Consider the following 26,299-nt stretch of genomic DNA (forward strand, 5'->3'; position numbering starts at 1 on the left):
ACCCTTCTCGGACATCATCGCCTTGGTAGACATTCCGGTGGCTCGGCCATAAGCTTTCGCTAGTTCAGTGCGGACGAGTTGCAGCCGTTTTCGAACAACCGAGGGCACGTCTATGGCCGAACTCATCAACGTTGGCGCAATGCAACTTCGATTTTTGCGAACCAAGGATGATACCAGCGGTGCTCTTGATTTGTTTGAGGTGATGATCCCGCCAAATTCCCGCATGCCGGTCCCGCACTATCATCGTGACTGGGAAGAAACGGTCTACGGTCTTGAGGGCATCGTCACTTGGATGGTCGCCGGTAAGCGCATCGAGGTCGGGCCAGGAGATGATCTCTTCATACCGCGAGGTGTTGTCCACGGTTTCGTCAACGAAACGCAGGCCATTGCTAAAATGCTTTGCGTTCTCACGCCAGGAGTTCTCGGGCCCGAATTCTTCCGGGAAATGGCCGTAGCAGTCAGCGGTTCTGTGCCTCCTGATCCTGCTCGGATGGGCGAGATCATGAAACGTTACGGCCTAATACCCGCGCCTTAGGAGCCGGGTGAGTTTGCCTGGGCGGAGTCCGAAATTGGCCATCTACCCATCGGTCCCAATAAGCTGTAGATTGCCCACGATGTCCCGCTGATCGTCATTCCACGCGGCCGCCGGGGGACCGAATGAATCAAGTGAAGCGGCGAGACGTCTTGGCCCTGCTCGGAAGCGTGCCAGCGGCATGGCCGCTGCTCACCTTCGCCGAGGCGCCCGAACGCATGCGGCGGATCGGTGTCGTGATGGCCTACGCGGAGGAGGACCCCAACGGGCAGATACAGATCGGGGCCTTCCGAGAACATCTACCGAAACTTGGTTGGATCGAGGGCAGCAATGTCACCATTGACGTTCGATATGCAAGGGGTGATCCGGCGCGCGCTCGGGAAATGGCTGCCGAGTTGCTCCGGCAGAGGCTCGACTTGATTGTGTCCAATTCCAACCTGGTCACTACCATACTTCAGACGCAGGTCCGCACGATCCCGCTTGTGTTCGTATCAGTCTCCGATCCTGTCGGTAGCGGCTTTGTCAAGGATCTGGCGAGACCGGGCGGCAACATCACCGGCTTTGCCAATTTCCCGCCTTCCATGGGAAGCAAATGGCTGGAGAAACTGCACGAGGTGGCGCCGCAGGCCGAGCGCGTCGGACTGCTTCTGCACCCGGAGCCGCCAAACCTCGGGTATCTCAAGTCGGCTCAAGAGGCAGCGCCGTTGCTTAATTTGAGGCTGGTTGATCTCAGGGTGCATGACCGCGCCGAAATTGAAAGCGCTTTCACGACATTTGTAGGCGACGCTCGCAGCGGTTTGATCGTCGCGCCCAATATCGTTAGCTTCGCGAATAGCGCTCTCATTGTAGCGTTGGCCGCGAAGTATCGGTTGCCCTCGATTTATCCGTTTGCTTTTTTTGCCAGGGAGGGTGGGCTGATTTCTTACGGGTTCGACGAGCGCGAGCAATTTCGGCAAGGCGCCGTCTATGTCGATAAGATCCTAAGGGGCGCAAAGCCCGCCGAACTACCTGTGCAGTATCCGACGAAATTCGAGATTGTGGTCAATCTCAAGACCGCGAAAGCGCTTGGGCTTGATGTGCCTTTGCAAGTTCAGCAATTCGCCGACACCATCATCGAATGAGCCGGTCCAGCAATAGCAACCAACGTGATCGAAGGGCGCGACGTCGCCTACTGGCCCATCGCTGCCGCGTCCCACGGCCGAGAATATGTCGGCTGTCAGGGGTAGACAGGACCTAACTTAAACCGGGCCAAACCGTCGCGATTGACCCAAACCCGACATCGGTCGGGTCGAAATTCCTGCTGCGCCTTGAGTTGATACGTGAACCTCGCAGCAGCCGAACCATACTCACATTCATGGACGCTAATATTGGTTCGGGGACAGCAAGGAGAGTGTGCCGTGCTGGTCTGGCGTTGGATTTCGCTGATCGCCGCGAGGGGCTTTGGCTGATGCCATTGCTGGCGCAGGAGCGCGGTCTCGTTAGGCCGACTCATTACGACATCGTATTGATGAAAAGTAAGGAGGGAACATGCGCAAATCCGTCCGTGGTACCTTTGTCGCCGTGCTAGGTGTTGCCTTTATCGGTGCAACCCTCAGACCAATTGCAGCAGAAGAGCCTTACAAGGCTCAACTCGACACCTTGCGAAAATCGCTGGAGAAATATCAGGACTACAAGGCAGCCGTGCGCGACCGCTACCTGTCGACGGTGGGCTGCGTGCACTATTCCGGGGAGAAAGTACCGCACCGCATGGAGTATGCCAAAGGCGCTATGGGAGTGCACTTTGCCAATGTCACAGTGCAGGGCGCTCCTGATCCGATGAAGCCCAACGTATTGATCTACGAACCCGTGGGCAAGGAATTGAAGCTCGTGGCTGTCGAGTGGCTGGTGCCTCTAACGGCCGATACCAAGCAGCGCCCCTCTCTCTTCGACCAGCCCTTCATGGGCCCGATGGAAGGACACTGGCCGCTCATTCCAAAGGAGTTTGTACATTATGATCTGCATGCCTGGTTGTTCAAGGAGAACCCGCTCGGCATCTTTGCGCCCACCAATCCGAATGTTAGCTGCGAGGGCTACGACTTTTCCCTGCTGGAAGAGCCGACCATGATGGTGCCGGGCCCATAAACAAATCACGAGGTCAGCTTGGCCCATAGCCGACGCAGATCGATGCCGGCTGTTCGGCCGCCGTTGGAGCAGAGCAGGCCTGGCAGATTGATGCGTACCGATTTGCGCGCACAGAAAATGGCCCCTTGCGGGGCCATTTCCAGTTTGCGTTGCGCATTAGTCCCAGTGGCGATGATGACGCTTGATCACCACGACATTGTCGCGATGGTGCCAGCCGCGATGCCAGCCGTAGTCACGATGCTCGCGGAATTCGGCGCGGGCGCCGTACGGGCCGTGATGGCCGTGCTTGACGATCACAGTCTCAGCACTTGCCAGCGTCGGCGCCGCAACCGCGAGCGCACCCAGGGCGGCAACGACATAACCAAGCTTCTTCATGATGTCCTCCTCCAATCGAATGCAAATTTAAACGGCGCATACGCATGAACGTTCCGGAGGAACGGGAAGAGAATTCTGAATGGATGTTCAGGATCAAAACAATCGTCAATCGCAGCGCTGCTGCGGAGGCGTGGGCGCGCCGGTCTTGACGTATGTGCCGTCCTTGATCGTGTACTCGCCGCGTTCGCTGCGATTGTAGATCGCGCGCAGGGTGCCGTCGTTCGAAAGCATCAGTCCGAATTCGCGCGTCTGCCGAAGCGAGGGGAAATAGACCATCACATTGAGCAGGCCTTCGGCGTCGACCGTGGCGGCCACCACCTCGTTTTCGTCCTTGGCGTCGCCGAAATTGCGCCGGTACATCACCCGGCCGTCCTTGCGGATTTCGTAAGTCAGCAGCGCGCCCTTGTCGCGGTCCGGCCTGACGGCACAGTCGACCGCCCACGAGCCGAGGAGGCCCCATTGCTCGACCGTCGCCGCGAGCGTCTCGGCATGCGCGAGCGGCGCGAACGCGATCCAAAGCACCGCCGCCGTGGTCCAGCGGCTCAAACAACACGTCATGTCCGGAAAAGCCCCGCCTCGAAGAATTCCAAAGTGTATATCCCGACGCGGTCGCGACCTCTAGGCGCGCTTCTCGACATTGGCGCTGCGCGCCGGCACGCCGAACTCCTTGCGGCAGACCTCGGCGAGCACCGCGACGCCCTCGCGGATCTGCTGATGCGAGGGGCTCCCAAAGCACATCCGGAGGCGCGAGCCGGCGTAAGCCTTGTTGGTCGACCACTCCGGTCCGGGATTGATCGCGACGCCTGCGGCGAGCGCAGCCTTGTGGAGTTTGAGCGTATCGACCTGGTCGGGCAGCTTCAGCCAGAGGAAGATGCCGCCCTTCGGCTCCTCGAATTCGGCCGCGGTCCCGAACTGTTCGTTGAGGGCTTCCATCAGCGTCTCGAGCTTGCCGCGTAGCGCTTTCGTCAGCGTCGGCACATGGCTCGCGAAATGCTGAACGCAATAGGTGCCGAGCACCATCTGCTCCAGCGCCCCGGAGCCTGCATCCGTCTTCAACGCCAGCATTCGGGACATCGCATCCCAGGGTGCCACGATGAAGCCGACGCGCAGCGCCGGCGCGATCGACTTCGAGAACGAGCCGATATGGATCACGCCGCCGTGCTGGCTCATCGCGTAAATCGCCGGTGGCCGTTGTCCCGACCACACCAGATCGCTGTAGCAATCGTCCTCGAAGACGGGGACGCCGTACTCGGCGGACAGTCGCAGCAACTCGGCGCGGCGCGTCTCCGGCATGATGGTGCCGGTCGGATTCTGCACGGTCGGAATGGTGTAGATGTATTTCGGCCGGATGCCGCGGTTCTTCAGCTCCGCCAGCGCCGCGGCCAGCACGTCCATGCGCATGCCGTGCTCGTCGAGGGGAACGCCGACGGCGTTGACGCCCAGCCGTGCGAGCCGGTCGAGCGACCCTTGATAGGTCTCCTGCTCGACGATCACGGTGTCGCCGCGCGCCAACAGCGTGTTGTTGACGAGGTCGAGCGCCTGCAGCGAGCCGGAGACGATCATGAGGTCGTCGACCGTGCAGCTGATGCCGGCATCGCGCTTCAGTTTCGTCACCAGGAATTCGCGTAGCGGCACGTAGCCCTGGGGCCCATGCGCCAGTCCGTAGGTGGCGAGCGAACGGCCCTCGCGTTGCAGGGCCAGACTGGCGGCCTCGATCAGCTCATCGAGCGGCACCTGCTCGGAATCGTTGTTGCCGCCGACGAAGCTGTATTTGGCGAGGCCCGTCCAGCGAGCAGAGGGGGCCGGCAGCCCTGCGGGAAACAGGGGCCCGAAATCGAAGCTGGACGTCATGGGAGCGTTCCTCGTTGTTTTTATTGAGCGCCCGGCCTGGTTCCGGCCGGGCGCTGCGATTTCGATGATGTCATCATGCCAGTGTTTTGCCCGACGCGTCAAACGGAATTCGTAAAATCAGCATTTGCGCCGTGCGCGGCCGATAGGCCGTTGATTTTGTAGATCCGGCTACTGTGCATGGGGTTGTTTTTGTGCTTTCGATGGGGGCCGCGACAGCGCTCGCTCGAGCTGCTTTACTTTTTGCCGACGGTCCGGGTCGGGCGTCCCTGGCTGATGAAAGCGTAATGCGCATTGGCGACGCCGCCGACCATCAAGGCCTCGACCGCCGGCTCGGCGATCTCGCCGGTGGCGGCCCAGTCGACGATGAAATTGGCCCCGGTCCCGCCGCGCACGTCATCGGTCGGAATGAAGATCGAGATGGTGGCGAGCGGCTTCACGGCGACCGGCGCCTTCAGATAGCTCTCGACCTGCTTGCCGGCGGTGTCGAAATAGGCGATGCGCCTGACCACCAGTGCTTGCGTCTCGGACGCATTGTGGACGCTCAGCGTCACCGAAAAATCGACCCGCAGCCTGCCCTGGCTCATCGCGACGCTGGAATAGGCCGGCACGTAGAAGCCGCCGGTCACAGCGAGTTGCTCATTCGGCATGGCTTGAAGCGAATCGGCGAAAGTCTGTTCGAGGTTCACTTTGGGCTGGGCGGAGGCTTGCCCGGCGAAGGCGAGCGGGCATAGCAGCATTGCGGTGGCGAGAGCCGCCTGCATCTGACGAATTGCTCGTTTGCCGCGCGGCACCCGGTCTCTAGGGGGCGGCAAAACGGACCAACCTGGCATGCACGAGCTCATTCGCGACACTCTCTGTATCCTGTCTGCCCGGATGCCGGGCCTGCTCGCCCATTCTCCCCGGGCAACCGCTGATCCTGCCCTACCTTATCGCCGGCCTCCGCACAGGTCCATTCGGCGCCGGCCGGATCGCGTCGCGGCCTCTTCGATGCAAGCCTGAAGGCCCGTCCGACAGCGGCCCGCGGGCATATGCGGTTGCAGCCAGGACACTAGCGCTTCGGCCCAAGTCCGGCTAAGGCGTCCGTCAAGCCTCCGGCCCATAACCGATAGAGATTGGGAAATGCCCGATACCGTCCAGGAAGTCCTGCAGGCCTTTGCCCGAGGCGAACTCGTCGTGGTGACCGACGACGATGATCGCGAGGGTGAGGGCGATCTGATCGTTGCCGCCTCATTCTGCACGGCGGAAAAGATGGCCTTCATCATCCGCCATACCTCCGGCATCGTGTGCGCGCCAATCACCACCGAGGACGCGCGCCGGTTGCGGCTCGATCCGATGGTCGCCCACAACGATTCCGCCCACACCACCGCATTCACGGTCTCGATCGACTACAAGCCTGACGGCGGCACCGGCATTTCGGCGGAGGAGCGCGCCTCCTGCTGCCGCGCGCTGTCCAACCCCAATGCGGGCGCCAACGACTTCGCCCGTCCCGGCCACATTTTCCCGCTGATCGCCAAGGATGGTGGCGTCCTGCTGCGCTCCGGCCATACCGAGGCGGCGGTCGATCTCTGCAAGCTCTCAGGGCTTCCGCCGGTCGGCGTCATCAGCGAGTTGATGAACGACGACGGCAGCGTGATGAAGGGCGAGCAGGTCGCGCAGTTCGCCGCCAGGCACAAGCTGAAGCACGTCACAATCGCCGACATGATCGCTTACCGGCAGGCGCGCGAAAAGCTGATCGAGCGGGTCGCGACGTTCACGACCGAAAGCCCGATCGGGCCGCTCCAGGGCTACGCCTATCGTTCGCCGTTCGATTCCATCGCCCATGTTGCCTTCGTCTATAACGGCGTCGGCGACGGCAAGAACGTGCTGACGCGCTTTCACAAGCCGAATATCGTCAAGGACACGTTTACCGGCCACAAGCGCATGGCGGTCGTGCTCGAGCACTTCAAGAAATCCGGTCGCGGTGTGCTGGTCTATCTGCGCGACGGCGCGGCCGGCGTTCCCGTGTCGCCGCTGCCGGACGAGACGCAGACCGAGGCCGACCGCAACCGCCAGTGGCGCGAGGTTGGCGTCGGCGCGCAGATCCTGCGCGATCTCGGCGTCACCTCCATCCGCCATCTCACCTCGTCGGTGCACGACTACAAGGGCCTCTCGGGCTTCGGGATCGAGATCGTCGCCAACGAGCAGCTCGAAAGCTGACAGGCGGCGTCATTCCGGCTCGCGCTTTGCGCGCCCGGAATGACGAGACGAGGATGTAATTGCACTTGTTGCCGCGGCGTTTTAATTTGTGCGGCAATTTCTTGACGGAACCAGACCGAAAGGACGTTTCATGAGCGTGCGCCCTCAGACCAAGGACAAGCCGGCTGCGGCCTCCTTCCAGTGGGACGATCCGTTCCTGCTCGACGAGCAGTTGACCGAAGACGAGCGCATGGTGCGGGACACGGCGCGTGCCTACGCCCAGGACAAGCTGCTGCCGCGGGTCACCAAAGCCTATCTGGAAGAGACGACCGACCGCGAGATATTCAACGAGATGGGCGAGCTCGGTCTCATCGGCATCACGCTGCCTGAGGAATATGGCTGCGCCAATGCGAGCTACGTGGCTTACGGCCTCGTCGCGCGCGAGATCGAGCGGGTCGATTCCGGATATCGCTCGATGAACTCGGTGCAGTCTTCGCTGGTGATGTACCCGATCTACGCCTATGGCGACGACAGCCAGCGCAAGAAGTACCTGCCCAAGCTCGCCAGCGGCGAGTGGGTTGGCTGCTTCGGCCTGACCGAGCCCGATGCCGGCTCCGATCCGGCCGGCATGAAGACCCGCGCCGAGAAAGTCTCGGACGGCTACCGCCTGACCGGCAGCAAGATGTGGATCTCGAACGCGCCGATCGCCGACGTCTTCGTGATCTGGGCCAAGTCGGCCGAGCACGACAACCAGATCCGCGGCTTCGTGCTGGAAAAGGGCATGAAGGGCCTCTCCGCCCCGAAGATTGGAAGCAAGCTCAGCTTGCGCGCTTCCATCACCGGCGAGGTCGTGATGGACGGCGTCGTGGTCCCCGAGAGCGCGCTGCTGCCCAACGTCTCCGGCCTCAAGGGTCCGTTCGGTTGCCTCAACCGCGCCCGCTACGGCATCTCCTGGGGCGCGCTCGGCGCGGCGGAGGATTGCATGCACCGCGCCCGCCAGTACACGCTCGACCGCAAGCAGTTCGGCAAGCCGCTTGCCGCGACCCAGCTCGTGCAGAAGAAGCTCGCCGACATGGAGACCGAGATCGCGCTCGGCCTTCTCGGTTCGCTGCGGGTCGGTCGCCTGATGGACGAGGGCAAGTTCGCCCCCGAGATGATCTCGATCATGAAGCGCAACAATTGCGGCAAGGCGCTCGACATCGCTCGCGTCGCGCGCGACATGCACGGCGGCAACGGCATCTCGGCCGAGTACCACGTGATGCGCCACGTCCATAATCTCGAGACTGTCAACACCTACGAGGGCACCCACGACGTCCACGCCCTGATCCTGGGCCGCGCGATCACTGGCATTCAGGCGTTTTTCTGAGCAAGCTTCGCGGCTGGTTGCCTTGCTCCGCTGTCATCGCCCGCGAAGGCGGGCGATCCAGTATCCTAGAGACCTCGCCTTCGCCACGAACGCCACGGCGTACTGGATACCCCGCCTTCGCGGGGTATGACGGCGAGGGGTGGAGCAGCAGTGCATAGGAAGTCTCATGTCCGACAACGATGACGTCCCGTTCAACCGCAACTTTCCGCTGAAAGCCGGCCTCGTCGAGGAAGTCCGCCCCGGAGTGCGGCGGGTGCTCTGCAACAATCCGAGCCCGTTCACCTTCACCGGCACCGTCAGCTACATCGTGGGCCAAGGCAACGTCGCGATCATCGATCCCGGTCCAGATGACGAGGCGCATGCGGCCGCGCTGCTCGATGCTGTCAGCGGCGAAACGGTGAGTCATATCTTCGTCACCCACACTCACCGCGACCACTCGCCCAACACGGGCCGGATCAAGCGGGCGACCGGCGCGCGCGTGTATGCCGAAGGCCCGCACCGCGCCTCGCGGCCGCGTTTCGAGAGCGAGAAGCACAATCCGGAATCCGGGTCTGATCGCGATTTCGTGCCCGATGTCAGGCTCGCCCATGGCGATGTCGTCGAAGGCGCCGGCTGGCGGCTCGAGGCCGTGGCCACGCCCGGCCACACCGCAAACCATCTCGCCTTCGCCTGGCCCGAGCGAAAATTCAACTTTGTCGGCGATCACGTGATGGGCTGGTCGACCTCGATCGTGGCGCCGCCCGACGGCTCGATGATCGACTACATGGACTCGCTCGAGCGGCTGGCTGCGCGCGAGGAGGATCTGTATTTCTCCGGCCATGGCCCTGAAATTCCGCACGGTCCGCGCTTCGTGCGCTTCCTGATCCGTCACCGCAAGGCGCGCGAGGCCTCGATCCTGCACCGCCTGGCCAAGGGTGAGACCGACATTCCGACCATGGTCCGCGCGATCTATATCGGCATCGATCCCAGGTTGACGACGGCCGCCGGCTACTCCGTGTTGGCGCATCTGGAGGACCTGGTCGCGCGCGGAATTGTCGCGACCGACGGCGATCCCGTGATTGGCGGGACGTACCGGATGGCTTGAGGCGAGTGGCGAATAGGAAGTGGCGAATACGAGCGCTTTCACTCGCTGTTCGCGAGTCGTCATTCGCTATTTCTTCACCGTCTTCGCGGGCGGCTTCGGCGGCGCCACCGGCGTCTTCTTCACCGGTTTCAGCGCGTCGGCATCGGCTGCGGTGTTGAGATCGTCGATGAACTTGGTCACCCGCGCCGCGTTGCTGCCGAGGTCGCGCTCGAAATAGCGCGAGGCGGAGCGGATATCGACGCGGGAATCGTCGCCATCAGGCACGACCCTGATCGAGACGTCCTCGCGAAAGCCCATGATCGGCGTGCGCGCCACGGCCTCGATGCGGCCCATGCGTCGCGGCGGCTGCGGCTCGCGTTCGTCGATGATGGTCCATTTGCGCTTGATGACGAGCTTGCGCGCGATCGCGTACGCCCGGTCGACGGGGATCTCAAGCTCGATCGGCTCGATATCGGGGTAGAATTGGCGCTGCTGCTCGGCCGAATAGAGGCCGGCATAAACCGCGGTGTTGGTGCCATCGCCGGTGCGCAGGCGCGACAACGCGTCGAAGCGCGGCGGGTCGATCGGGTCGGTCGTAATGTCGTGGATCGGCGGCAGCTTGCGATAGAGCAGGGCTTGATACGCGGGATAGGCAAGGATCGCCCCGTCGATCAGGAAGGCGAGCAGGATGCGCGCCATGCCGCGCGAGCCGTTCTGCCAGATCGCGGCAAAGCCGGCGAGGCCGAACAGGATGGACAGTCCGGCGATCGCGAGCCCGCCAAAGAAGGTCGCCAGCGCCGGCTTCATCTCCAGGAAGTCGAAACGGACGATGATGATCGACACCACCACTGCCACCACAGCGAACACGGCGAGGTTGCGCGCCCAGCTCGCGAGGCTGGACACGGGCTCCGACTGATAGGGAGCGGAAAACCTGCGGGCCATGCTGTTCCATCAACGATGTGAGCCGCCGGGCGAAAGCCTGGCGACGGGAGCAAGCTGACCTAGCGCATTTTCCGCTGGGCTGTGAAGCGGTTTGTCCCGGTTCTGAACTGGTGAAAGTTCGGGTGGGAGCGATAGAACCGGCCCCTTCAAGGGGCCGCATTGGAGAGGTGCACCACAAGGTGCGCCTCTCTCATGTGCTCTCGATTTTCGACCAGGCTTCAGTGCGTGACCAGGGGGCAGGTCGAATCCGACAGCTTGCCGAATGCCTCCTCGCCGGACATGGTCTGCACCAGCTTGTAGTAGTCCCAGGGCTGCTTGGATTCCTCGGGCTTCTTCACCTGCATGATGTACATCTCATGCTCCATCAGTCCGTCGGCGCGGATCTTGCCGTTGCTGGTGAACATGTCGTCGATCTTCATCTTCTTGAGCTCGGCCATCACCTTGTCGGAGTTGGTGGTGCCGGCAGCCTTGACCGCGTTGAGATAGGTCATGGTGGCCGAATAGTAGCCGGCCTGGTTCATGGTGGGCTCGCGCTTGGTCTTCTCGAAATAGCGCTTGGCGAAGGCGCGGGTCTTGTCGTTGAGATCCCAGTACCAGCCGGTCGTCAGATAGAGCCCCTGCGCGGTCTTGAGCCCCAGGCTGTGAATGTCGCTGATGAAGGCGAGCAATGCGGCCGGCTTCATCGTCTTGGCGATGCCGAATTCGTCGGCGGCCTTGATCGAGTTGGTAAAGTCGTTGCCCGCATTGGCGAGGCCCAGCACCTGCGCACCCGAGTTTTGGGCCTGAAGCAGATAGCTGGAGAAGTCGGAGGTCGAGAGCGGCACGCGCACCGCGCCGATCACCTTGCCGCCATTGGCCTCGACGACCTTCGAGGCGGCTTCCTGCAACTGCGTGCCGAAGGCATAGTCAGCCGTCAGGAAGAACCAGGTCTTGCCGCCCTGTTTCACCATGGTCTTGGCGGTACCGTTGCCGAGCGACGTGGTGTCGTAGACGTAATGCACGGTGTAGGGCGTGCAGTCCTTGCCGGTCAGCGATGCACCGGCGGCGCCGATCGCGATGAAGGGAATTTTCTTTTCCTTGGCAGCGTTGCTCATCGCCAGGCTGACGCCGGTGTTCGAGCCGCCGAGGATCATGGTGACGCCGTCGCGGTCGGCCCATTCGCGGAATTTCTGCGCACCAAGGTCAGGCTTGTTCTGATGATCCGAGACCATGAACTCGATCTTGTTGCCGAGGACACTGCCGCCGAAATCCTCGATCGCCATCTTGGCGGCTTCGACCCCGCCAGGGCCGATCACGTCCGCGTAGAGACCGGACATATCATCGATATCGCCGATCACGACTTTGTTATCGGCCGCCTTTGCGGCGGTCATGGCCGCCATGGACGCGGCCAGCAGCCACGGCAGCATTCGCAGCGAAAATTTCATCTGAGCGTTCCTCTTATTGGCTTGGAGTGCGGCGCGACGTTAGGGAGCCCCCGCGGCGGCTCCAATTCGTCTTTGGTCGCGTGACCGCAAACCTAAAAGGCCCCTGCGCGATGGCAGGGGCCGAATTCGACTTTGGTTTGTCTGCGGGCGTCAGGCTGCCGCGTTCGGGAAGCGGTAGTCCTTGAATTGGTCGCGCAGCGCGGTCTTCAGGATCTTGCCGGTCGCGGTGTGCGGGATGCCCTCGACGAAGGCGACGTCGTCAGGCATCCACCATTTGGCGATCTTGCCGTCCATGTACTTCAGGATGTCGTCGCGCGTCGCCTGCTGGCCCTGCTTGAGCTGCACGATCAGCAGCGGACGCTCGTCCCATTTGGGGTGAAAGACGCCGATCACGGCGGCCTCCGCCACGGCCGGGTGGCCGACCGCGAGGTTCTCGAGGTCGATCGAGGAGATCCACTCGCCGCCGGACTTGATCACGTCCTTGGAGCGGTCGGTGATCCGCATGTAACCGCCCTCGTCGATGGTCGCGACGTCGCCGGTATCGAAGAAGCCTTCCTCGTCGAGGATGTTGGCATCGACACGGTAGTAAGCCTTGGCGACGGCGGGGCCGGCGACCTTGAGGCGGCCAAAGGTCTTGCCGTCCCAGGGGAGCTCCTTGCCGGCATCGTCGGTGATTTTCATCTCGACTGCGAAGGGCGCATAGCCCTGCATCTGCAGGACGTCGAGACGCGCATCACCGGTGGCGTTCTGGAACGGCGGCTTCAGCGCGGAGACGCTGCCGATCGGGCTCATCTCGGTCATGCCCCAGGCGTGTCGCACGTTCGAGCCCATGTCCAGGAATGCCTCGATCATGGAGCGCGGCATCGCCGAGCCGCCGCAGATCACCATCTTCAGGTCCGGCAGCTTCAGGTTATTGGCACTCATGTGCTGGAGCAGCATCAGCCACACCGTCGGCACGCCGGCCGTGTGCGTCACCTTCTCGGTGGAGAGCAGCTCGTAGACCGAGGCGCCGTCGAGCTTGGGGCCGGGCATGACGAGCTTGGTGCCCTGCGAAGGCGCGGAGAAGGCGATGCCCCAGCTGTTGGCGTGGAACAGGGGAACCACCGGCAGCATCGTCTCCGAGGCGCTGGTGCCGAGCGCATCGACGTTGTTGGCCATCAGTGCGTGCAGCACGTTGGAGCGATGCGAATACAGCACACCCTTCGGGTCGCCCGTGGTGCCCGACGTGTAGCACATCGCGGCCGCCGTGTTCTCGTCAAAGTCCTTCCATTTGAATTTGCCGTCGGCCTCGGCGATCCAGTCCTCGTAGGCCACGACGTTCTTCAAATTGGTCTCGGGCAGATGCGCCTTGTCGGTGAGGATGACGTACCGCTCGACGCTCGGCAGCTTGTCGGCGAGCTTCTCCAGCACGGGCACGAAGGTCAGGTCGACCATCACGATGCGGTCCTGCGCATGGTTGATGATCCAGGCGATCTGCTCGGGGAAAAGTCGGGGATTGACGGTATGGCAGATGGCGCCGATGCCCATGATGCCGTACCAGACCTCGAGATGGCGCCAGGTGTTCCAGGCGATCGTGGCGACCCGGTCGCCGAGCTTGATGCCGTCGCGCTCCAGCATCTGCGAGACCTTGAGCGCGCGCTTGTGGATTTCGGCGTAGGTGGTGCGATGGATCGGTCCCTCGACCGACCGCGTGACGACCTCCTGCTTGCCGTGAATCTTGGCGGCGTGTTCGATGATCCGGTGGCAGAGCAGGGGCCAATCTTGCATCAAACCGAGCATTCAGACGTTCCTCCGAGAATTCGCTGGGCGCATTGTCGCTCTCAGCGCAGGGCCAAAGAATTGTCATGAGTTTTAGCCTGCCGGACTTTCGCCGCAAATGGTCTTGTCGCGGCAATATGTCCGCCGGCGCGGCGATGGTTACCGCCGCGGTGGGGCTCACGCTTGTGCTCGCGGATCAGGCGGAGGCGAGAAACCATGCTGCACCGCTCGATATCTTTGGTCTTGGTGCACCCCGCCGGCATAGGTCCGTTCATTCCACCAAGGTACCGCTACCAAGACCTCGCCCTGAGGAGGCTCCCAAGGCAGCGGATGAGGCCGCGCCGGAGGCCGACGACAAGCCTACCTCAGACAAGCCCGCCGTCAGGAAGCCGGCCGAGGCTGCGCCGCCTCCCGAGAAGCAGCTGTCGGCCTGTCGATTGGCGCTGACCGAAGACATCGCGATCGCGCCATCGATTCCCGATATCCACGGCCCAGGCGCGTGCGGCGGTGTGGATCTGGTGCGGCTGGAAGCGATCGTGCTGCCGGACAAGCGCAGGGTCGCGGTCAAGCCGGCGGCGATCCTTCGTTGCACCATGGCATCGGCGATCGCGGATTGGGTGCGTACCGACATGGTGCCGCTGGCCGCAAGCCTCGGCTCGACCATCACCGAACTCGACAATTTCGATAGCTTCGAGTGCCGCGGCCGTAACCGGGTCGTCGGCGCGATGCTGTCCGAGCACGGCAAGGCCAATGCACTCGACGTCCGTTCGCTCAAACTGGCCAACGGGCAGTCGATCGGTCTGACTGACCGCACCGTGTCGCGCGATGTGCGCGAGCGCGTGCTGCATTCGGTCTGCTCGCGTTTTTCCACGGTGCTAGGGCCCGGTTCGGACTGGTACCACGAGGATCATGTCCACCTCGATCTCGCACAGCGCCGCAACGACTACCGTATCTGCCAGTGGAACGTCTGGGATCCCTTGCCCCAGGTTGCGCCCCTGCTGCCGGCCGAGCGCCCCGAGCAGGCGCCGCCGCGCGAGGTCGCGGCTAAACACGAGGACGGCAAGGATGGAGGCGACGGTCGGGAAAGCACCAACCCTGCCGCGCCGGCGGACAAGCCGGCAGCCGAGTCCGGCAAGAGCAAGCCGGCAACAAAAAAGCGCCGGTAAAACCGGCGCTTTTCAAAAATCTCTGATCAGAGGAAGGTTAGTTCGGGGTCGGAACACCGCCGCCCTGGAGCGCGAGGCGCGAATTGTAGGGCGAGTCGCCGTGCTTCGGCTCCAGCACCACGACGATGGTGCCGATCTTGACGCGGCTATAGAGGTCGATCGCGTCCTCGTTGGTCAGGCGGATGCAGCCCGACGAGATCGAGGCGCCGATATATTCAGGCTGGTTGGTGCCGTGAATGCGAAACAGCGTGTCCTTGCCGCCCGAGTACAGGTACATGGCGCGCGAGCCCATCGGATTGTCCGGACCGGGGGCGACGTAGGTCGGAACGCCGAGGCGCGAGATCTCGCCCGGGGTCGGGTGCCACGCCGGCCATTCGGTCATGCTGCCGACCTTGGCAATGCCGGACCAGGCCATGGCCTCTTCGCCGACCGTGATGCCGTAGCGGATCGCCTTGCCGCCATCCATGACGTAATAAAGGTAGTGGTTGTCGGAATCGACCACGATCGAGCCCGGCGCTTCCTTGCGGTGGTAGTCAACGATGGCGCGACGGAAAGGCTCTGCCACCGGCGTATTCTCATACCGGATCTTGGCAAGGAGTTCCTTGTCCTTCGGCTTGAAATTCTGAGTGTTGGTGGCTTCGTAATGCGTGGCCTGCATGCAGCCCGACAGCATGAAGCCGGCAGCCAACACTCCCAACATAACTTTCAGCGACGACATGGTTTGGTTCCAATTACAATACCGCGCAGGTCCTCAAGCGTGTGCCAAGGCCTTCGACTCCGTTGATTTCATTATGGTTGAAATCTGCCACAATTCCAGCATTTAGGGACTTATCCCGCGCTGCGAGACCCAACCTGTGGCTTTTTTGCCGCAAGTTTTGCGTCTTTAGGCGGCCTTTTTGGCGCGAAAAGCCTAGTTGTCGATTCCCTGCCACAGTCGAGCCGCTTTGCGGCCACAAATGCAACCGCTCCGTTAATGTGCTTGTCATCATGAACTTGTCAGAATCGCGCTAAGGGCTGTCATTCTGGCGCAGGCCCTCTCCTGGAGTTGTTCATGTTTTCTGTGTTCGTTCCCTCCGACTCCTCCCTGAAGAAGGCCGTCGTCGACGATCTCAAGGCCGTGCCTGATCACGCCGTGTGGGTTGATCTGGTCAACCCGACCGCGGCCGAGGACAAGGCCGTGGAGCGCCTCTTGGGGATCGCGATCCCGACCCGGGAGGACATGCAGGAGATCGAGATCTCCAGCCGCCTCTATATCGAGAACAGCGCGCGCTACATGACCGCGACGCTGATGTGCCACTCCGATACCGACATGCCCCGCACCACGGCGGTGACCTTCATCCTCGGCGATCACCGCCTGGTCACGGTGCGCTACGACCAGCCGAAGCCGTTCGCCCTGGTCGAGAACAAGCTGGCGCGGTCCTGCACCCCCGCGATCACCGGCGAGATGGTGCTGATGGAGCTCCTGGATGCCGTGATCGACCGTTGCGCCGATATTCTCGAACGCTGCGGCATGGAGATCGACCAGGTCAGCCACGACATCTTCGAGCCCGAGAGCGAGCGCCACGGCCACGCCAAGCAATACTCGCAGATCCTGATCTCGATCGGCCGCAAGGGCGATCTGACCTCCAAGGTCCGCGAGAGCCTGGTCTCGATCGGCCGCGTCGTCACCTTCCTGTCGGCGGTGGTGGAGGGCGTGAAATGGTCCAAGGACATGCGCGAGCAGCTCAAGACCATGCAGCGCGACGTCGCTTCCCTGACCGACCACGCCTCCTATCTCTCCAGCAAGATCACCTTCGTGCTCGACGCCATGCTCGGCGTCGTCAATCTCGAGCAGAACAACATCATCAAGCTGTTTTCGGTCATGGCTGTTGTCCTGATGCCGCCGACGCTGATCGCCTCGATCTACGGCATGAACTTCAAGTCGATGCCGGAGCTGGAATGGGCACACGGCTATCCGTTCGCGCTGGTGCTGATGGTGTTTGCCGCGATCGTCCCGTACTGGATCTTCAAGTGGAAGAAGTGGCTGTGAGCGCGCGCTTTCGGAAATAGTGAGCGAGACCTTACACCGGTTGCAGAGACAGGGCGGATGGTGTCGCAGAATAGAGCGTCATTGCGGCTGCGCCGTGATGTGTGTGCCGTGCCCCAATTCCTCCGGTAAAATTTGAGTGGTGGGCTGAACGTTTGTGCGAAACTTGTCTGCGATAAGCAGCGGGTTAGCCGCGAGGAACAGCCATGGTTGAAAAACAAATAACGACGCCCCGCAACGTCATCGATCTGACGAGCTATCGCCAGGTCATGGCGAGCGGCAAGGCGCCGTCATTGTCGGCGCGCATGTGCCGGCACTGTGGTGCTCCGCTGCTCGATGGCGAGAACGATGACGACTGCTCGACCGCATTCAACGCAGCCGCGCCGCGGTTGCGCGACCGGCGGCGTCGCATTCGCCTGGATTGAGGAGCGGAACGAAGGGGAGGCGATCCAGTGTTGCGGCGGCGCTGTCTGGATCGCCTTGCTTCCCCGACCATGTCACTATTCGTCATTGCGAGTAGTGAGAAGCAATCCAGACTGTCTCCGTTGAGGCAGTCTGGATTGCTTTGCTTCGTTCGCAGTGACCGGATCCTAGACGTGCTGGCCGCCGTTGATGTGGATCTCGGCGCCGTTCACGTAAGAGCTGGTGTCCGTGCACAGCACGTAGATGATCTTGGCGACCTCGTCGGGCGTACCGAGGCGGCGCATCGGAATCTGCTGGTCGACGATCTTCTCGGTGCCCGGCGACAGGATCGAGGTATCGATCTCGCCCGGCGCGATCGCGTTGACGCGGACACCGATGCGGCCGAAGTCCGAGGCCATCTCGCGCGTCAGCGATGCGAGCGCGGCCTTCGAGGTCGCATACGCCGCGCCCGCGAAGGGATGCACGCGCGAGCCGGCGATCGAGGTGACGTTCACGACCGAGCCCTTGGCCGCCTTCAATTCATCGATCAATCCGCGCGCGATCATGATCGGCGCGAAGAAGTTGACGTGGAAGACATGAGTCCAGGTATCGAGATCGGTGTCGACTGAACCGAGCCTGGAGCCGCCGGGACCTTTCGGCGAGATCGCGGCGTTGTTGACCAGCGCGTGCAACATGCCGCCTTCGAGCCGGCTGCGAATGTCGGAGATCGCGCGAGCGGTGTCGGCGGGGTTGCCGAGGTCGACCTGGATGTGGTCCTCGGGGCCTGCATCCCACGGGCAATCCTCCGGGAACGGATGCCGCGAGCAAGTGATGACGCGCCAGCCCGCCGACGAGAAGCGGATCACCGTGGCGTGGCCGATACCGCGGCTCGCTCCGGTCAGGAGCAGCGTGCGGCGCGGCGCATTGGACGAATGCGGCATGGATATCTTTCAGGTCGGCCCAAAGATCAAGATAAGGATCGAGAGAAGGCTCTAGGGATACATCCGTGTCTTGGACCATTTCTGGCCGGCCGCGTCACGACGAAATTCGATGCGGTCGTGCAGGCGGAATGGGCGGTCGTGCCAGAACTCGATGCGCGAAGGCACAATGCGCCAGCCGCTCCAGCCCGGCGGCCGCGGCACCTCGCCGATCACGTGCCTGGCCGCGACCTTGGCGATGGCCTGCTCGAAGGCGAAACGGCTCTCCAGCTCTTGCGACTGCTTGCTGGCCCAGGCGCCGATCTGCGCCTGCTTTGGCCGCGTTGCGAAATAGGCGTCGGCCTCGGCATCGGTCACCGGCGTCACGTTGCCGCGGATGCGGACCTGACGGCGCAGCGACTTCCAGTGAAACAGTAACGCTGCCTTAGGATTTGCGGCGAGTTCGCGGCCCTTCTGGCTCGCGATATGGCTGTAGAAGACGAAACCCTCGGTATCGAAGCCTTTCATCAGCACCATGCGCACGTCAGGCAGGCCGTCCGGATCGACGGTTGCGAGCGCCATTGCGTTGGGATCGTTCGGCTCGCTCTTGATCGCCTCGTTCAGCCAGGCCTCGAACAGCGCGAACGGCTCGTCGGCGGCGGTAAAATCACCGGATGTTAAGGGTGTCTGGTGTTTCATCGGGGTCGTGTCGGTCATGCCTGGAGTCCGAATTGCGTCCCGCGGCCCAAAGCGCGCTGTTGTCTGCTACTGCCCTATATAGGGCATGGGAACGCGTTGGCCTATCGGCGATGCGGCTTTCGAGCCTTGCCATGGCGATGATTCTGGTCGGGCTCGGCGCCGGCGGCTGCAGCCTGTCCCGCCCGGACATCAATGCCTACGCCAAGACCGACGACCACGACCTCACCGGCTCGATCTCCCGACCGGCGAAGGATACTCCGCCGACCGAGAGCGATCTCGCCTTCGCCCGCAACGCCGCATCCGACGTGCTGAGCATGGGCGACAAGGACGCCAGCCAGCACTGGGAGAATCCGGAAACCGGCGCGCGCGGTTCGGTGACGCCGATCGCGCAGTCCTATGCCGCCGAGGACGGTCGCAAGTGCCGCGACTTCCTGGCGAGCTACGTCAACGGCAACACCGAAAGCTGGCTCGAGGGCGCGGGCTGCCAAAGCAGCCATGGCCGTTGGGAGATTCATACGCTAAAGCCGTGGCGCAGCTAGGATTCGGCTCGACTGACTAGTTGCAAAAATACCACTCCAACCCCACATGGATCGCAGGTGGGGCGGCGAGCCCTTTGAACAATTCGATTTCTTGAAGGAGACGTGACGGATGCGCGACCCCTATGAGGTCTTGGGGGTGCCGCGGAGCGCGAACGCTGCCGCGATCAAGAGCGCCTATCGCAAGCTGGCCAAGAAGCATCATCCCGATAGTAACAAGGGTGATCCCAAGGCCGCAGAGCGCTTCTCCGAGATCAATTCGGCCAACGAGATCATCGGCGACGAGGACAAGCGCAAGCAGTTCGATCGCGGCGAGATTGACGCCGAGGGCAAGCCACGCTTCCAGGGCTTTCCGGGCGGCGGCCCGCGCGGGCGTGCGGGTCCCGGCGGGTTCGAAAGCTACAATTTCCGTGGCGGCGGCGCGGGCCCCGGCCAGGGCGCGGGCGCGTTCGAGGACATCCTCAACAGCATGTTCGGCGCCGGCATGCGCGGTGCGCGCCCCGGGGCCGGCGGCGCCCATTTCGAATTCGATACCGGCGGGATCGGTCTCGATCTCGACGTCAACGTCGCGATGTCCGTCTCGCTGGAAGAGTCGGTCAAGGGCGGCGAGAAGCGCGTCCGGTTGCCGAATGGCAAGGAACTGAACGTCAAGATCCCGGCCGGCGTCATCGAGGGTCAGCAGATCCGGTTGCGAGGGCAGGGCGAGACCGCGCAGGGCCATCCACCGGGCGATCTCCTGATCACCATCGGCATCGCGCCGCACGCGTTCTTCAAGACCGAGGGCGCCGATCTCAGGATCGAACTGCCGGTCACGCTCTACGAGGCCGTCCTCGGGGCCAAGGTCCGCGTGCCCACGCTCGGCAATGCCGTGGAACTGTCGGTCCCGAAAAACACCTCCAGCGGCCGGACCTTCCGACTCAAAGGTAAGGGCTTGCCGAAATCCGGCGGAACCGGGGATCTCTTTGTCACCGTCAGGATTATGCTACCGGATGGGAACGACGCCGAGCTTGAAGCATTGATGGAGAAGTGGCGGAACCAACACCCCTACAATCCACGTAGCGGGCTTGGCTAACGAGATCGACCGAAGGGGTTCTCCTAAAGAGCTAGCGCATCGTCCCGGAGATGATGCTGATCATGTGCCTGAAGCGTGGTAGCGCTTCATGTGCTCGACCTATCGGCTGTCCGGCGGGGCCGCCGACAAAAAGGTGCGGCCTCGAGAGGGGGACCAGCGCGGTACCAAAAACCCCAATCGAGGCCGCCCGCGTCGATCGGCGGATCGAACGCCACTCATAATCGCGTGAGCACCCGGTGCGATAATGAGACGCATACATGTCTTGATTCCAAATTTTCGATGACGGAATCAGGGCACCGCGCTTGCGCAGTTGTCTAGCCGCCGTTCTTCTCGGCTTGGTCGTACACGGACTGCGCCACCTGCGTCAGGCGATCGCGATCGGCGCCGCCGGTGACGACATAGCCGACGCCGCGATCCGCCCAGAACAGCGATCCGTCCTTGTCCTCCTTGGCATAGCGCATCTGGGTGGCACCGCTCTCGGTCTTGGCGGTGTAGATCGTGAAACGCTCGCCCGAGGGACCCTCATACATCAGAAACGACGCCGGGCCGCTCGGCCCCGGCAGCAACCGGCCGCCGACGAGCTTCAACCCGCTCGCCTCGAGGTTCGGCGCGAACACCGTCCAGCCGCACCGCTTGGTCAGCCAGGCCTGGAGATGGTCGCGCTCATTGCCGGGCACCTCGACGGGGTGGCGGACCTCCACGACGTAGAGGCGGTGAGCGTCGAGCGCATCCTCCGTGAAGCTCTGAAAGGTCGACGGGGCGGCCTTCACGTCATGCGCCACCCAGCCGGCCGTGCCGCCGGCGACGAAAGCGACGAGCACGGCGGCTGCGACGCCGAAGAACCATTGCCGCGGACGGCGCTCCAGCCGTTCCAGCTCAAGCCGGACTGGTACCGGCTCCTGGGCCACGCTGTCGTAACGCGCGTGCAGCATCTCGGCCATGGCGCGCCATGACTGCACCCGCTCGGCATCCTCCGGATGGGCGGCGAGCCAGGCCTCGACGTCCGCGCGGCGCTCGGCCGGCAGCTCGCCGTCGATATAGGCGTGGAGTTCGTCCTCGGTCACTGAAATTCTCTGGTCGTTCATATCGGTCGTCTCTGGCTCTGTGGCCCAAAATATTCCACGCGGTTCAGCTGCGCTGCTTCTCGCTTCGCGCAGCGCATGCGGCGTGCGCGGCGCATCAATCCTGCCATCATTTCACCCGCCTGAGCGCGGGGCGCTCACCCTCCAGAGAGGCTTTGACGTGGGCGCGGGCGCGCGCCAGGCGCGACATGACCGTGCCGATCGGCACGGCCTGGATGTCGGCGACCTCGCGGTAGCTCATGCCTTCCAGCATCACCAGCAGCAGCACCGAGCGTTGCTCCTCGACCAGCGTCGACAGTGCCCGTTCGATATCGCGGCCTTCGGCCTCCGTCCCGCTGGCATCCGGATTGTTCTCCGTCAGCTGCATGAATTGCGGGCGCCTTGCCAGCGAGCGCCGCCGGTTCTTGTTGAGGTTGGTCAGGATCGTGTAGAGCCAGCTCCTGACGTCGCCGCCGAGAAACAATCGCTCCGAGCGCAATGCGCGCACCAGCGTGTCCTGCACCAGATCGTCGGCCGCATCCGCGTCGCGCGTCAGCGCGCGGGCGTAGCGGCGCAACGCCGGGATCATGGCTTCCACGCTCTGGCGAAACGCACTCATTGCCGTGATGACGTCCTTCACATCAGGCGCGAGCGCCCATAGCGATCATAACACCCGAACGGAACGCCTATTCCGGCGCTGGAAACAGCGTTAACGCCGCGTATTAGGACTGTACCGCAGGGGAGGGCTGGTGTACCTCCAAACCTCAATCCAGCTCGACGGGACATGAAGAAATGGCGCAGAATTCAGGTCTGATGCAGGGTAAGCGCGGGGTCATTCTCGGCGTTGCCAACAACCGCTCGATCGCCTGGGGCATCGCCAAGGCATGCCAGGCGGCCGGCGCCGAGATCGCGCTCACCTATCAGGGCGATGCGCTGAAGAAGCGCGTCGAGCCGCTCGCCGCCGAGCTCGGCGCGCTCATGCTCGGCCATTGTGACGTCACCGATGCCGCGACCATCGATGCGGTGTTCGACGTGCTGAAGGAGAAATGGGGCAAGATCGATTTCGTCGTGCACGCGATCGCGTTCGCCGACAAGGATCAGCTCGAGGGCCGCTACGTCGACACCACCGCCGACAATTTCTCCAAGTCGATGCTGATCTCCTGCTACTCGCTGACTGCGGTGGCGCAGCGTGCCGAGAAGCTGATGCCCGACGGCGGCTCGATCATCACGCTGAGCTATTACGGTTCCGAGAAGTGGATGCCGAACTACAACGTCATGGGCGTTGCCAAGGCGGCGCTGGAGGCGAGCGTCCGCTATCTGGCTGCCGATCTCGGCGAGAAGGCGATCCGCGTCAACGCGATCTCGGCGGGCCCGATCAAGACGCTGGCGTTCGCCGGCATTGCGGATTCGCGCCTTTTGCTCAAATACAACGAGGTGAACGCGCCGCTGCGCCGCAACGTGACGATCGAGGAGGTCGGCGACAGTTCGCTGTATTTCTTGTCCGACCTGTCGCGCGGCGTCACCGGCGAGGTGCATCACGTCGATGCCGGCTACCACGTGCTCGGCATGAAGCGGCCCGACGCGCCTGATGTCTCGCTCGGCGGCAAGGACTGACCACCATCGGCAATGCCCGTGCCCACGATCTATTATCTTCGCCACGGCGAGACCGAGTGGAATGCGCTCGGACGGCTCCAGGGCACCAGGGACGTTCCGCTGAACGCGCGCGGCCGCGGCCAGGCCTTGCAGGCGGGCTTCATTCTGGCCGATCTCCTCGAGCGCGACGGCCGCGACAAGGCGGCGCTGCGCTATGTGTCGAGCCCGCTCGGCCGTGCGCGCCAGACCATGGAGCTCGCGCGCAGCAAGCTCGAATTGCCGGTGACCGATTATGCGCTGGACGATCGCCTGCGCGAGATCGGCTACGGCGTCTGGGAAGGGCTGACGCTCGCCGAGAGCGAAGCGCAGGATCCCGAAATCTACGCGAGACGTCTGGCCGATAAATGGACGGTGGGTCCTGCGGGCGCGGAGACCTATGCCGACGTCCAGCTCCGCGTCGGCGCCTGGTACGACGAAATCCGGACCGACACCGTTGCGGTCGCCCATGGCGGCACCTGCCGCGCCCTGATGGTCTCGCTCGGCCTGGAGACGCCGGCCAGCGCCGCCGAGCTCTATATCGAGCAGGGCGTCGTCTACGTATTCCGTGACGGCCGGCTGGAGAAGTTTAGCTAACTCAATTGGCCGTCATGCTAGGGGTTGAACGCCGTGTTCCCCGGCGCTACCACAAATCAGAACTGACTTACGAGCCAGCGAGCAGCAATGTCCTTCAACACCTTCGGCCACATGTTCCGCGTCACCACCTTTGGCGAGAGCCATGGCGTGGCGATTGGCTGCGTGGTCGACGGCTGCCCTCCCATGATCCCGCTCACCGAGGCCGACATTCAGCGGGACCTTGATCGCCGCAAGCCGGGCCAGTCGCGCTTCACGACCCAACGCCAGGAGCCGGACCAGGTCAAGATCCTGTCTGGCGTGATGGCGCATCCGGAGACCGGCGTGCAGGTGACCACGGGCACGCCGATCGGGCTCCTGATCGAGAACACCGACCAGCGCTCGAAGGACTATTCGGAGATCAAGGACAAGTTTCGCCCCGGTCACGCCGACTTCACCTATGAGGCGAAGTACGGCCTGCGCGACTATCGCGGCGGCGGTCGTTCCTCGGCGCGCGAGACCGCGATGCGCGTCGCGGCCGGTGCGATCGCGCGAAAGGTGCTGCCCGACGTGAAGGTACGCGGCGCGCTGGTGCAGATCGGCCCGCACAAGATCGACCGCGCGAAGTGGGACTGGGACGAGATTGCGAAAAATCCGTTCTTCTGTCCTGACAAGGACAAGGCGGCGTTCTTCGAGACCTATCTCGACGGCATCCGCAAGAGCGGTTCCTCGATCGGCGCGGTGCTCGAGATCGTCGCCGAGGGTGTGCCGGCGGGACTTGGCGCGCCGATCTATGCGAAGCTCGATTCCGATCTGGCGGGCGCGATGATGACCATCAACGCGGTGAAGGGCGTCGAGATCGGCGCCGGCTTTGGCGCCGCCGAGCTCACCGGCGAAGAGAACGCCGACGAGATGCGCACCGGCAATGACGGCACGCGCTTTCTGTCCAATCACGCCGGCGGCGTTCTGGGCGGCATCTCCACGGGACAGCCGATCGTGGTGCGTTTCGCGGTGAAGCCGACCTCGTCGATCCTGCAGCCGCGCCTCACCGTCGATCGCAAGGGCGCCGATACCGAGATCTTCACCAAGGGCCGTCACGACCCCTGCGTCGGCATCCGCGCCGTCCCCGTCGGCGAAGCCATGATGGCCTGCGTGCTCGCCGACCACTTCCTGCGCCACCGCGGGCAGGTGGGACGCTAGCGCATGCTCCGGAAAAGTGGGAAGCGGTTTTCCGAAGAGATCATGCGCCAGATATAATGTCGCGGTACTAGCCCACCGCACGGCTTGACGATTCCACGTCTTCGTCCGCAAATGCAGGCATGGAAAGCTCCGGCCTCCAGCGTGTCCTGAACTGGCTGATTGACGGCGGGAGGACCTCGGGGACTTCGGCCGACATGATCGCCGCCGTCTGCGAGAAGCTGGTCGAGGCCGGCCTGCCGCTGACGCGGTTCGGCATGTTCATCCGCACGCTGCATCCGGAAATCTTCGGCCGCAACTTCATCTGGCGGCAGGGCCAGAAGGTCGAGGAGGGCACGGTCGATTTCGAAATTCTGCAGACGCCCGAATTCGCAAGGAGCCCGCTTCGTATCGTGTTCGAACAGGGAATCGAAGTGCGGAGCCGCATGGACGACCCCGACAGCAGGCGCTTCCCGTTTCTCGACGACATGCGTGCCGAAGGCGTGACCGACTATATTGCGATGCCGATGCCGTTTCTCGATGGCTCGATCCACGCGACGAGCTGGGTCACGCGGCGGCCCGGCGGCTTCGGTGACGACGACATCGCTTCCATCAGGATGATCATGGCGCCCCTCGCCCGCGTCAGCGAGATCGTCAGCCTGCGCCGCACCGCCGAGATGCTGCTCGACACCTATGTCGGCAACCGCGCCGGTGCGCGCATCCTCGGCGGCCAGATCCGCCGTGGCCACAACGACACCATGCAGGCGGCGATCTGGTTGTCGGATCTGCGCGGCTTCACCGCACTGTCGGACCGGCTACCGGCCGAGACCGTGGTCGAGATCCTCAATCGTTATTTCGACTGTCAGGTCACGGCGATCCGCGGCCATGGCGGCGAGGTTCTGAAGTTCATGGGCGACGGTTTGCTCGCGGTGTTTCCGATCGACGAATATGTCGGCGACGTCGCCCATGTCTGCACGCGCGTGCTGGAAGCCGCGCGTGAATCCCGCGCAAGCGTCGAGGCACTGGCCTTTCCGGTCAGCGGCGTGATCGAGCGGTTCCGCTTCGGCGTCGCGCTCCATGTCGGCAACATCCTCTACGGCAATATCGGCGGCGGTAACCGGCTCGACTTCACCTGCATCGGCCCCGCCGTCAATCTCGCCGCACGGCTGGAGAAGATCACGGGGCGCCTGGGTCGGACCGTCGTCGCCTCGGAAGGCTTTGCCAATGTCTGCCGCGAAGGCTGGCACGCGCTCGGCGAATTCCCGATCGCGGGATTTTCCAAGGCGCAGCGTGTGTACGGGCTCGCGGAGGAGACACCGGTGGTGATGGCTTAGGGCATCTGTCCAGGACGCATGTCTGCTCGTTGAGATGGATCAGACTGACACCTTGGGCTCGGAGTGAGGCTGCAAACATCTCGATCCGGCACCGACAAGCC

Annotated in this window: 27 protein-coding genes; 15 read left to right on the forward strand and 12 right to left on the reverse strand. The window is 63.2% G+C overall.

Going from position 1 to position 26,299, the window contains the following annotated elements; translation table 11 throughout:
- Positions 1-112 precede the first annotated feature (112 nt).
- From BM222_RS06950 to BM222_RS06960, 3 genes are all read left to right on the forward strand, one after another.
- Positions 113-535, forward strand: coding sequence for a cupin domain-containing protein (locus tag BM222_RS06950; protein ID WP_092227538.1), 423 nt, complete (start codon positions 113-115; stop codon positions 533-535).
- 122 nt (positions 536-657) lie between these two features.
- Entirely contained in the window at positions 658-1,653 is a 996-nt protein-coding gene (locus tag BM222_RS06955) for an ABC transporter substrate-binding protein (RefSeq protein ID WP_092227539.1), read from the forward strand.
- A 406-nt stretch (positions 1,654-2,059) separates the two neighbouring features.
- Positions 2,060-2,653: a hypothetical protein gene (locus tag BM222_RS06960; protein WP_177243048.1), complete on the forward strand. Its 594-nt coding sequence runs from the start codon at positions 2,060-2,062 to the stop codon at positions 2,651-2,653.
- Positions 2,654-2,809: 156 nt separating this feature from the next.
- On the opposite strand, the gene BM222_RS06965 is transcribed toward BM222_RS06960, so the two are convergent.
- From BM222_RS06965 to BM222_RS06980, 4 genes are all read right to left on the reverse strand, one after another.
- Positions 2,810-3,028, reverse strand: coding sequence for a hypothetical protein (locus BM222_RS06965; protein WP_092227754.1), 219 nt, complete (start codon positions 3,026-3,028; stop codon positions 2,810-2,812).
- A gap of 105 nt (positions 3,029-3,133) precedes the next feature.
- A complete protein-coding gene (locus BM222_RS06970; RefSeq protein WP_092227540.1) occupies positions 3,134-3,586 on the reverse strand; it encodes a hypothetical protein in 453 nt (150 codons plus the stop codon).
- Between the two features lie 60 nt (positions 3,587-3,646).
- Positions 3,647-4,879, reverse strand: a complete 1,233-nt coding sequence (locus tag BM222_RS06975; protein WP_092227541.1) for an aminotransferase-like domain-containing protein — start codon at positions 4,877-4,879, stop codon at positions 3,647-3,649.
- 233 nt (positions 4,880-5,112) lie between these two features.
- Positions 5,113-5,640 carry a DUF3124 domain-containing protein gene (locus BM222_RS06980; protein ID WP_177243049.1) on the reverse strand — a complete coding sequence of 176 codons (528 nt, stop codon included), beginning with the start codon at positions 5,638-5,640 and terminating at the stop codon, positions 5,113-5,115.
- A 358-nt stretch (positions 5,641-5,998) separates the two neighbouring features.
- Between BM222_RS06980 and ribB the strand changes: the two genes are divergently transcribed.
- From ribB to BM222_RS06995, 3 genes are all read left to right on the forward strand, one after another.
- Positions 5,999-7,075, forward strand: coding sequence for a 3,4-dihydroxy-2-butanone-4-phosphate synthase (gene ribB / locus BM222_RS06985; RefSeq protein ID WP_092227543.1), 1,077 nt, complete (start codon positions 5,999-6,001; stop codon positions 7,073-7,075).
- 130 nt (positions 7,076-7,205) lie between these two features.
- Positions 7,206-8,420, forward strand: coding sequence for an acyl-CoA dehydrogenase (locus BM222_RS06990; protein WP_092227544.1), 1,215 nt, complete (start codon positions 7,206-7,208; stop codon positions 8,418-8,420).
- Positions 8,421-8,586: 166 nt separating this feature from the next.
- A complete protein-coding gene (locus BM222_RS06995) occupies positions 8,587-9,504 on the forward strand; it encodes an MBL fold metallo-hydrolase (protein ID WP_177243050.1) in 918 nt (305 codons plus the stop codon).
- 66 nt (positions 9,505-9,570) lie between these two features.
- Here BM222_RS06995 and BM222_RS07000 read toward each other — a convergent pair whose 3' ends face one another.
- From BM222_RS07000 to BM222_RS07010, 3 genes are all read right to left on the reverse strand, one after another.
- Positions 9,571-10,425, reverse strand: coding sequence for a DUF1499 domain-containing protein (locus BM222_RS07000; protein WP_092227546.1), 855 nt, complete (start codon positions 10,423-10,425; stop codon positions 9,571-9,573).
- A 218-nt stretch (positions 10,426-10,643) separates the two neighbouring features.
- Entirely contained in the window at positions 10,644-11,849 is a 1,206-nt protein-coding gene (locus BM222_RS07005) for an ABC transporter substrate-binding protein (RefSeq protein ID WP_092227547.1), read from the reverse strand.
- 150 nt (positions 11,850-11,999) lie between these two features.
- Positions 12,000-13,628, reverse strand: coding sequence for a fatty-acid--CoA ligase (locus tag BM222_RS07010; protein WP_092227548.1), 1,629 nt, complete (start codon positions 13,626-13,628; stop codon positions 12,000-12,002).
- A 65-nt stretch (positions 13,629-13,693) separates the two neighbouring features.
- On the opposite strand from BM222_RS07010, the gene BM222_RS07015 reads away from it, so the two are divergent.
- Positions 13,694-14,773: an extensin family protein gene (locus tag BM222_RS07015; RefSeq protein ID WP_092227549.1), complete on the forward strand. Its 1,080-nt coding sequence runs from the start codon at positions 13,694-13,696 to the stop codon at positions 14,771-14,773.
- Between the two features lie 37 nt (positions 14,774-14,810).
- Here the strand turns inward: BM222_RS07015 and BM222_RS07020 are convergent, their stop codons facing one another.
- A complete protein-coding gene (locus BM222_RS07020; protein ID WP_092227550.1) occupies positions 14,811-15,491 on the reverse strand; it encodes a L,D-transpeptidase in 681 nt (226 codons plus the stop codon).
- 333 nt (positions 15,492-15,824) lie between these two features.
- Between BM222_RS07020 and BM222_RS07025 the strand changes: the two genes are divergently transcribed.
- Together BM222_RS07025 and BM222_RS07030 are read left to right on the forward strand one after the other, a co-directional pair.
- Positions 15,825-16,802, forward strand: a complete 978-nt coding sequence (locus BM222_RS07025; protein WP_092227551.1) for a magnesium transporter CorA family protein — start codon at positions 15,825-15,827, stop codon at positions 16,800-16,802.
- Positions 16,803-17,005: 203 nt separating this feature from the next.
- Positions 17,006-17,224, forward strand: coding sequence for a hypothetical protein (locus BM222_RS07030; RefSeq protein WP_092227552.1), 219 nt, complete (start codon positions 17,006-17,008; stop codon positions 17,222-17,224).
- A gap of 165 nt (positions 17,225-17,389) precedes the next feature.
- Here BM222_RS07030 and BM222_RS07035 read toward each other — a convergent pair whose 3' ends face one another.
- Positions 17,390-18,142 (reverse strand): SDR family NAD(P)-dependent oxidoreductase, encoded by a 753-nt coding sequence (locus BM222_RS07035; RefSeq protein ID WP_092227553.1) that lies wholly within the window; start codon positions 18,140-18,142, stop codon positions 17,390-17,392.
- 51 nt (positions 18,143-18,193) lie between these two features.
- Positions 18,194-18,835, reverse strand: a complete 642-nt coding sequence (gene pdxH, locus BM222_RS07040) for a pyridoxamine 5'-phosphate oxidase (protein ID WP_092227554.1) — start codon at positions 18,833-18,835, stop codon at positions 18,194-18,196.
- A 113-nt stretch (positions 18,836-18,948) separates the two neighbouring features.
- Here pdxH and BM222_RS07045 point away from each other — a divergent pair, with 113 nt between their 5' ends.
- Together BM222_RS07045 and BM222_RS07050 are read left to right on the forward strand one after the other, a co-directional pair.
- The gene (locus BM222_RS07045) at positions 18,949-19,356 is read left to right on the forward strand and encodes an RT0821/Lpp0805 family surface protein (RefSeq protein WP_177243051.1); all 408 of its coding nucleotides are present in this window, start codon (positions 18,949-18,951) and stop codon (positions 19,354-19,356) included.
- A gap of 109 nt (positions 19,357-19,465) precedes the next feature.
- Positions 19,466-20,425, forward strand: a complete 960-nt coding sequence (locus BM222_RS07050) for a DnaJ C-terminal domain-containing protein (protein WP_092227555.1) — start codon at positions 19,466-19,468, stop codon at positions 20,423-20,425.
- Between the two features lie 314 nt (positions 20,426-20,739).
- Here BM222_RS07050 and BM222_RS07055 read toward each other — a convergent pair whose 3' ends face one another.
- On the reverse strand, positions 20,740-21,510 hold the full coding sequence (locus BM222_RS07055; RefSeq protein ID WP_092227556.1) for an anti-sigma factor family protein: 771 nt from the start codon (positions 21,508-21,510) through the stop codon (positions 20,740-20,742).
- A 106-nt stretch (positions 21,511-21,616) separates the two neighbouring features.
- Positions 21,617-22,105 (reverse strand): sigma-70 family RNA polymerase sigma factor, encoded by a 489-nt coding sequence (locus BM222_RS07060; RefSeq protein ID WP_092227756.1) that lies wholly within the window; start codon positions 22,103-22,105, stop codon positions 21,617-21,619.
- A 173-nt stretch (positions 22,106-22,278) separates the two neighbouring features.
- Here BM222_RS07060 and fabI point away from each other — a divergent pair, with 173 nt between their 5' ends.
- The 4 genes from fabI to BM222_RS07080 all read left to right on the forward strand — a co-directional run bounded on the left by fabI (position 22,279) and on the right by BM222_RS07080 (position 26,198).
- Positions 22,279-23,100 carry an enoyl-ACP reductase FabI gene (gene fabI / locus BM222_RS07065; RefSeq protein ID WP_092227557.1) on the forward strand — a complete coding sequence of 274 codons (822 nt, stop codon included), beginning with the start codon at positions 22,279-22,281 and terminating at the stop codon, positions 23,098-23,100.
- A 12-nt stretch (positions 23,101-23,112) separates the two neighbouring features.
- Complete coding sequence (locus BM222_RS07070) at positions 23,113-23,712, forward strand: histidine phosphatase family protein (RefSeq protein WP_092227558.1); 600 nt, start codon at positions 23,113-23,115, stop codon at positions 23,710-23,712.
- Between the two features lie 87 nt (positions 23,713-23,799).
- A complete protein-coding gene (aroC, locus tag BM222_RS07075) occupies positions 23,800-24,888 on the forward strand; it encodes a chorismate synthase (RefSeq protein ID WP_092227559.1) in 1,089 nt (362 codons plus the stop codon).
- Positions 24,889-25,007: 119 nt separating this feature from the next.
- Complete coding sequence (locus BM222_RS07080) at positions 25,008-26,198, forward strand: adenylate/guanylate cyclase domain-containing protein (protein WP_092227560.1); 1,191 nt, start codon at positions 25,008-25,010, stop codon at positions 26,196-26,198.
- Positions 26,199-26,299: the final 101 nt, after the last annotated feature.

The organism is Bradyrhizobium sp. Gha (assembly GCF_900113735.1).
In the GTDB taxonomy this organism is placed as follows: Bacteria; Pseudomonadota; Alphaproteobacteria; order Rhizobiales; family Xanthobacteraceae; genus Bradyrhizobium.